The sequence below is a fragment of the Dietzia sp. SLG310A2-38A2 genome (genome assembly GCF_014145095.1).
Lineage (GTDB): Bacteria > Actinomycetota > Actinomycetes > Mycobacteriales > Mycobacteriaceae > Dietzia.
Map to the genome: position 1 here is coordinate 1 of NZ_JAALDX010000318.1, position 7,516 is coordinate 7,516.

A 7,516-nucleotide genomic window follows, 5' to 3' on the forward strand; every position below is an offset into this window, starting at 1 on the left:
TGCTGAGCTCGGTGTCGTCGGTGATCCGCGGGATCTCGCCGGTGAGCTCTGAGACGCTCACGCCGCTGCCGCCCTCGTCGGCCCGCCGGTGCCGGCGCTCCTTAGGTGCGGCCGCGTCCGACTGCTCGGCGCCCATGCGCTTGAGCAGCTCCGCCACGGTGATCTGCTGACCGTCCTGATCTTCGGCCATCTCAGCTCCCCTTTCCGTCGCCGCCCGCGTCCCGGTCGAGACGCTGCAGAATGAGCCCTTCCCGCAGGGCCCACGGGCAGATTTTCACACTTTCCAACCCCAGAGCCCTCATCGACGCCTCCGCCACCAGCGCTCCCGCGACCACCTGATGCGACCGGTCAGAGCTGATGCCCTCCAACTCTGCCCTGTCGGCGGCCGTCATGCGAGAGATAAAGGCGATCACCTGCCGCAGACCCGACGCGGTGAGGATCCGCTCGACCCGGGGCCCCTCCGACGACGGCGCCGCACCGGTGAGCCGCGCCAGCGTGCGGAACGTCTTGGAGGTGGCGCAGGCCAGGTCGGGGGTGCCGGCCGCCCGCAGGTCCCTGGCGGGGCCCTCAAGCTCGGCGTCGATGAAGTCACGCAGTTGGTTGATGCGCTTGCGTTCCGGCGGGTCGGTCTTGAACCAGTCGTGCGTCAGCCGGCCGGCGCCCAGGGGCAGGCTGAAGGCGTGCTCGGGCAGCTCGTCCTCGCCGCTCGTGAGCTCGAGCGAGCCACCACCGATGTCGAGGTTGACGATCCGACCGGCGCTCCAGCCGAACCAGCGGCGGGCGGCCAGGAAGGTCATGCGGGCCTCGTCCTCGCCGGAGAGCACGCGCAACTCGATGCCGGTCTCCTTCTCGACCTTCTCGAGCACCGCGTCCGAATTGGCGGCGTCGCGCACAGCCGAGGTCGCCAACGCCATGACCTCGCGGCACTTGGTGGCCTTGGCCAGATCGGCGGCCTCGTTGACCGCGTCGATCAGCCGGGCGATGCCGGTCTTCGAGATGTTGTTGTCCTCATCGAGGTACTCGATCAGTCGCAACCGGGTCTTGGAGTCGTTCATGGGCGTGGGGTGCCCGCCGCGATGGGCGTCGACCACCACGAAATGGACCGTGTTGCTCCCGACGTCCAGGACACCTAATCTCACACGCCCACCCTAAACGGTCTACGGTCGCAGGTTGTGACCGCCACCGAACGCACCAGCACCCCGGGCGCGCCCGCCCCGGAAGTCCCCCTCGACTTCCCCCGCGAGTGGTACACGTTCCCGGACCCCGCGAACGACGAGCACCTGATCTCCGCGGACATGACCTGGCTGCTGTCCTCGTGGACCTGCGTGTTCGGCACCCCGGCCTGCCACGGCATCGAGGCCGACCAGCCAGACTCCGGCTGTTGCACGCACGGGGCGTTTCTTTGTGACGACGATGACCGCGCGCGCCTGACCGTGAACGTCGCGCTCCTGGGTCCCGACGACTGGCAGCACCGTGAGGCCGCGATGGAGGCCGCGGAGGCCGAGGGCGGCAATCTCGAGCCGTGGCTGGAGGAGGACGAACTCACCGGGGACGACGGCGAGCCCGAGCCCGCTCTGCGGACGCGCCGCCACGGCGGGCGATGCGTGTTCTTCAACGACGTCGGCTTCCCGGCCGGTTCGGGCTGCGCCCTGCACCACATGGCGGCGCGCTCGGGCCGCACCCTGCCCGAGTCCAAGCCGGACGTGTGCTGGCAACTGCCCATCCGCCGCACGCAGGAGTGGGAGACGCGCGCCGACGAGGTGGAGGTCCTCCACACCCGTATCGGCGAGTACGACCGCCGCGGCTGGGGCCCGGGCGGGATGGACCTCGACTGGTACTGCACCGGCTCCCCCGAGGCGCACGTCGGGGCCGACCCGGTGTTCGTCTCACTGCGGGACGAGCTGGCCGAGTTGCTGGGGGCCGACTGCTACGAGGTGCTGGCCGCGGCGTGCCGGCGCCGCCGCCAGCTGGGAATCGTCGCCGTGCACCCCGCGACGGAGCGGGCCGAGGCCGCGCGGGGTGGTCAGCCCTCGAACTTGTAGCCCAGGCCGCGGACCGTCACCAGGTGGACCGGCTTGCCCGGGTCCTGCTCGATCTTCGAGCGCAGCCGCTTGACGTGCACGTCCAGCGTCTTGGTGTCGCCCACGTAGTCCGACCCCCAGACCCGGTCGATCAGCTGACCGCGGGTGAGCACCCGGCCGGAGTTGCGCAGCAGGTACTCGAGCAGGTCGAACTCCTTGAGCGGGAGGGTCACCACCGACCCGCGGACGGTCACCGTGTGCCGCTCGATGTCCAGGCGCACCGGGCCCGACTCCAGCACACCGATGTCGTCCGGCTGGTCCCCCTCCGTGTCGGCGCCGCGCCTCAGGACGGCCCGGATGCGGGCGATGAGTTCCCGGGCCGAGTAGGGCTTGGTCACGTAGTCGTCGGCCCCCAGCTCCAGCCCGACCACCTTGTCGATCTCGCTGTCCCGCGCGGTCACCATGATGACCGGGACGCCCGAGGTCACCCGCAGTCGCTTGCACACGTCGGTTCCGGACATGCCCGGGAGCATGAGGTCCAGCAACACGATGTCCGCGCCCTCCGCGTCGAAGCTCTCCAGCGCGGTCGGGCCGTCGCCGGCGATGGTGACCTCGAAGCCCTCCTTGCGCAGGAGGAATGCCAGCGGATCCGCCAGCGAAGCCTCGTCCTCTACGATCAGCACCCTGGTCACGGCACCTGGTCCTCTCCTTGTTGGTCGTGCTCGGCAGGGGGCGGGGCCCCCTCGCCACCCGGCTCCACGTGGGCCGGGAGTTCGAGTGTGAATGTGGACCCGGTCCCGGGTCGGCTCCAGATGCTGACGCCGCCGTTGTGGTTCTGGGCGACGTGCTTGACGATCGCCAACCCCAGCCCGGTCCCGCCGGTGGCCCGGGACCGGGCCTTGTCCACGCGGAAGAACCGCTCGAAGACGCGGGTCTGGTGCTCGGGCGCGATGCCGATCCCCCGGTCGGTGACCCGCAGCATCACGGTGTCCCCGTCGAGCGCCCGGGTGATCGAGACCGGGGTGCGCTCCGGCGAGTAGTTGACGGCGTTGGAGATGAGGTTGGTCAACGCGGTGACCAGCAGGGTCCAGTCGCCCGAGATCTCGAGCCCGGAGGGCGGGTCGGTGATCAGCTCGATCCCGGCCGCCTCGGCCGCGGACGCCGACCTGCGCATGGCCTCGTCCACCACGGCGTCCACGTCCACCGGCTCGGGATCGCGGATCCGCTCGGCGCCCTGGAGCCGGGACAGCTCGATGAGCTCGGAGACCATCTTGCCCAGTCTGTGCGCCTCGCTCACCACGCGGCCGCCGAAGTACTCGACCGACTCCGGGTCGTCCTTGGACTCCAGCAACGCCTCGGCCAACACGGCCATGGCCCCCACCGGTGTCTTGAGCTCGTGGGAGACGTTGGCCACGAAGTCGCGGCGGGCGGCCTCCATGCGCCGCTGCTCGGAGTCGTCGTCGGCGAACACCACCGCGAACTGACCGAGATGACCGCCGAGGATCTCGCTGCGGCCGCTCACCGAGGGGATGCGGCGACGGCCCGTGATGACCTTGGCGGGCAGGTCGAACGCCGAGGGTTCGCCGCCCGCGAAGGTGATCTCGGCGGCGCGCCACACCGGGTCCACCAGGAGCCGGTCGTCCACGATCCCCAGCTCCGCGGCGCGACGGTTGTAGAGCACCACGTCCTGGTGTCGGTCCACCACGGCGAGCGCGTACGGAGCCTGGTGGTACACCGCCCGCAGGACCTCCAACCGGCTCGGCCCCTGCTGCTCGGCGAGCCGGAGCTCACGTCGGGCGTTGAGCCGGGGGACGACGAACCCGCCGACGACAAAGCCGACCACTGCGGCGATGATCGCGAGGGCGATCCCGAGACTGACCTGCACGAGGCAGATACTACGGTGCGGCGGATCGGCATCCACAACGGCGAACCCCCGTCCATCTGCGGGAAGACCGCAGGTGGACGGGGGTTCGCCGCGTGTTCACCGGACCGACACCTACTTCTGGGCGCCCTGGCTGGCGACGGCGGCGGCTCCGGCGGCCGCGGCCTCCGGGTCGAGGTAGGTGCCCCCCGGGTTGGAGACCAGACCGGAGTCGTCGAAGCGGTAGACCAGCGGGATTCCGGTGGGGATGTTCAGGCCCGCGATGTCCTCGTCGGAGATGCCGTCGAGGTGCTTAACCAGTGCGCGCAACGAGTTGCCGTGCGCGGCCACCATGACCGTCTTGCCCTCGGCCAGCAGCGGCGCGATCTCGGCCGCGTAGTACGGGATGAAGCGGTCCACCACGTCCTTGAGGCACTCCGTCAGCGGCACCTCCGGCAGGTCCGCGTAGCGGGGGTCGGCCGACTGCGAGTACTCGTTGTCCGCGGCGATCGCCGGCGGCGGCGTGTCGTAGCTCCGGCGCCACAGCATGAACTGCTCGTCGCCGTACTCGTCCTTGATCTCCGCCTTGTTGAGGCCCTGGAGCTTGCCGTAGTGCCGCTCGTTGAGCTTCCAGTGCCGCACCACGGGGATCCAGTGCCGGTCGCAGGCGTCCAGCGCGATGTTGGCCGTGGTGATGGCCCGGCGCAGCAGCGAGGTGTACAGCACGTCCGGAAGGATGCCCTCCTCGGCGAGGAGCCGGCCGCCGCGGACCGCCTCCTCACGCCCGAGGTCGGTGAGGTCCACATCGACCCATCCGGTGAACTGGTTGGAGGCGTTCCACGTGGACTGACCGTGACGCAGGAGGACGAGGGTTCCGTAAGCCATACGGCCATTATGACCCGACGCCCGAGGACTACGGTGCAGACATGACCACACACGCCGGAGACACCCCCGATCGATCCGACCGGCCGTGGACCGCCCACTACACCCCGGGCACCACGCACGACCTCGACTACGGCACCACCACACTCATCGACCAGTTCGACGACGCCGTGCGCACCTACTCCGACCGGCCCGCGACCGAGTTCTTCGGCCGCCTGACCCCCTACTCCGAGATCGGCAGCCGAGTCCGCCACGCGGCCGAGGGACTGCGTCGCCTCGGGGTGGGGCGCGGGGACCGGGTCGCCGTCCTGCTGCCCAACTGTCCGCAGGGGATCGTCGTGTTCTACGCCGCGCTGCGGATCGGCGCGATCGTGGTCGAGCACAACCCGCTCTACACCGCCGACGAGCTCGAGGGTCCGTTCGCCGACCACGGCGCGAAGGTGGTGGTGACCTGGAACGTCGTCGCCGGCATGGTGCGCGAGCTGGCCGACCGCCCCGGCACGGAGATCGAGCACATCGTCGCCGTCGACCTGCTCGACGAGCTCCCCGCGGCCAAGCGCCTGGCGCTGAAGTTCCTGCCCGTCCCGTCGCTGCGTGCCTCGCGGGCCAAGCTCTCCGCGCCCGCTCCCGGGACGCTGGACTGGCGTGACCTGGAAACCGCGCCGGAGCTGGACTTCTCCCATCCACGACCGAAGGCCGACGACCTCGCGCTGATCCTGTACACCTCCGGCACCACCGGAACGCCCAAGGGAGCCACGCTCTCCCACGCCAACCTGGTGGCCAACGCCAAGATGGGCGAGGCCTGGGTGCCCGAGCTCGAGCTGGGGCGCGAGCGGTTCCTGGCCTCGCTGCCGATGTTCCACGCATACGGGGTGACGCTCTGTGTGGTGATCGGGATCGCGGTGGGCGCCCGGCTGCAGCTGGTACCCGCCCCGGAGATGGACCTCATCATGCCGATCCTCGCCAAGGACCTGCCCACCTTCATCCCGGCCGTCCCACCGATCTACTCCAAGATCCTCGAAGAGGCCGGCAGGCGGGGGATTCCCCTACATGGGGTCCGGCACTCGCTGTCCGGCGCCATGAGCCTGCCCGAAGAGCTCATCGAGAGGTGGGAGGCCGCGACCGGGGGCCTGCTCGTCGAGGGATACGGCATGACCGAGACCTCGCCCATCACGGTGGGAAACCCCATGTCGACGGCGAGGCGGGCCGGCAGCATCGGCGTCCCCTTCCCGGACACCGACATCCGCGTCGCCCACAAGGACGACCCCACCGTGGACGCCGACCCAGGTGAGCCCGGCGAGCTGTTGGTCAGGGGCCCGCAGGTCTTCCCGGGCTACTGGCGCAACCCCGCGGCCACCGCCGAGACCTTCCACGAGGGCTGGCTGCGCACCGGCGACGTGGTGACGCAGGACCCCGACGGCTTCCTCCACGTGGTGGACCGGATCAAGGAGATGATCGTCACCGGCGGGTTCAACGTCTACCCCTCCGAGGTGGAGGCGGTCCTGCGTAAGGCCCCGGGCGTGGCCGACTGCGCGGTGGTGGGTCGTCGCGGGTCAGATGGCGGCGAGCAGGTCGTGGCCGCGGTCGTGCTCGACCCTGGCACCGAGCTCGACGCCCAGGCCCTGCGCGCCCACTGCAAGGCCTCGCTCGCCGGGTACAAGGTCCCCCGGGAGTTCGTGGAGCTGGACGAGTTGCCCACCAACCCGATGGGCAAGGTGCTGCGCAAGAAGGTCGCCGAGCAGATCAACCCCTGACCCGCCCCGCCCCACACCGTCGACGCTCCACCCCATGGACAGGAACGTCCCGCGTCGACAAGAGCGTCCCGCGCGCATCGGCCGAGAGGAAGTGCGCGGAACGCTCTTCTCGATGGATGGGGGGCGGGCCGGGTTCGCGGGCTACTCGTGCCCCGGCTGGGGCAGGTCCTCGGTGAGGTGGCGGAACGCGTCCAGGTTGCGCAGCGGCTCACCGCGCGAGACCCGCCACTCCCACTCGCGGCGGATCGAGGTGTGGAAGCCGGTCTCGAGCAGGATGTTGAAGTCGTGGTCCGCGGCCTCGAGCACCTGGCCCAACACGCGGTCGAGTTCCTCCTCGGTCACCGCGACCAGCGGCATCCGGCCCACCAGGTAGATGTCACCGTTGTTGTCCAGCGTGTACGCCACCTGGTACAGCCGACGGTTACGCCGCAGCAGGTACTTGTAGACCTTCTCGAAGTCCTCGTCGGGCTTGCGGCAGATGAACGCCTCGATCCGCACGCTCTCCCGGTTCACCGTCAGATGGCAGGCGGTCTTGAGACGCTTCTCCCCTGGCAGCTGGACCACGAAGACGCGGCCGTCCGCCAACGTCGACTCGATGTCCCGCTCCACCAGGAAGTTGCGGATCAGCTCGAGGGTGGGGCCGTCGACGTCGTCGGCACCGCGCGGCGCGGCCCCGCTGTCGTCGTCCATGCGCTTGTTCTCGGTGGGGTCGATCATCGTGACTCCTTCGGTTCGACGGCCTGGACTCGTGAGCGATTCGTCGCGGGGGCTGGTTCGGACGGGGCTGGTTCGGACAGGGCCGGGCTCGTGGGCCGCGCTGCCTACAGGCACGGTCAGGACGCGGCGGCCGCCTCTCGCCGGGCGCGGTACGCCGCCATCGTGCCCGCGTACGAGGCGAGCAGTCCGTCGGCCGTGGAATCCCAGGAGAACCGGGTGGCGTGGACCGGGGCGGCCCGCGACATCGACAGGCGGCGCTCGTCGTCGTCGAGCAGTCCCAC

At 70.2% G+C, this 7,516-nt stretch carries 7 protein-coding genes and 1 pseudogene; 2 read left to right on the forward strand and 6 right to left on the reverse strand.

Going from position 1 to position 7,516, the window contains the following annotated elements:
* Together G6027_RS11640 and G6027_RS11645 are read right to left on the reverse strand one after the other, a co-directional pair.
* Positions 1 to 190, reverse strand: a pseudogene (locus G6027_RS11640) (hypothetical protein); the annotation flags it as partial.
* A gap of 1 nt (position 191) precedes the next feature.
* Complete coding sequence (locus G6027_RS11645; RefSeq protein WP_182637325.1) at positions 192 to 1,139, reverse strand: Ppx/GppA family phosphatase; 948 nt, start codon at positions 1,137 to 1,139, stop codon at positions 192 to 194.
* 33 nt (positions 1,140 to 1,172) lie between these two features.
* On the opposite strand from G6027_RS11645, the gene G6027_RS11650 reads away from it, so the two are divergent.
* The gene (locus G6027_RS11650) at positions 1,173 to 2,042 is read left to right on the forward strand and encodes a hypothetical protein (RefSeq protein WP_182637326.1); all 870 of its coding nucleotides are present in this window, start codon (positions 1,173 to 1,175) and stop codon (positions 2,040 to 2,042) included.
* Here the strand turns inward: G6027_RS11650 and G6027_RS11655 are convergent.
* From G6027_RS11655 to G6027_RS11665, 3 genes are all read right to left on the reverse strand, one after another.
* Positions 2,024 to 2,713: a response regulator gene (locus G6027_RS11655; protein ID WP_182637327.1), complete on the reverse strand. Its 690-nt coding sequence runs from the start codon at positions 2,711 to 2,713 to the stop codon at positions 2,024 to 2,026. The genes G6027_RS11650 and G6027_RS11655 overlap by 19 nt on opposite strands.
* Positions 2,710 to 3,906, reverse strand: a complete 1,197-nt coding sequence (locus G6027_RS11660; RefSeq protein WP_182637328.1) for an ATP-binding protein — start codon at positions 3,904 to 3,906, stop codon at positions 2,710 to 2,712. Before G6027_RS11660 ends, G6027_RS11655 begins: the two co-directional genes overlap by 4 nt.
* A gap of 111 nt (positions 3,907 to 4,017) precedes the next feature.
* On the reverse strand, positions 4,018 to 4,767 hold the full coding sequence (locus G6027_RS11665) for a phosphoglyceromutase (RefSeq protein ID WP_182637329.1): 750 nt from the start codon (positions 4,765 to 4,767) through the stop codon (positions 4,018 to 4,020).
* Between the two features lie 41 nt (positions 4,768 to 4,808).
* Between G6027_RS11665 and G6027_RS11670 the strand changes: the two genes are divergently transcribed.
* Positions 4,809 to 6,518, forward strand: a complete 1,710-nt coding sequence (locus G6027_RS11670; RefSeq protein ID WP_182637330.1) for a long-chain-fatty-acid--CoA ligase — start codon at positions 4,809 to 4,811, stop codon at positions 6,516 to 6,518.
* Positions 6,519 to 6,659: 141 nt separating this feature from the next.
* On the opposite strand, the gene G6027_RS11675 is transcribed toward G6027_RS11670, so the two are convergent.
* Positions 6,660 to 7,208 (reverse strand): YbjN domain-containing protein, encoded by a 549-nt coding sequence (locus tag G6027_RS11675; RefSeq protein WP_182637331.1) that lies wholly within the window; start codon positions 7,206 to 7,208, stop codon positions 6,660 to 6,662.
* Positions 7,209 to 7,516: the final 308 nt, after the last annotated feature.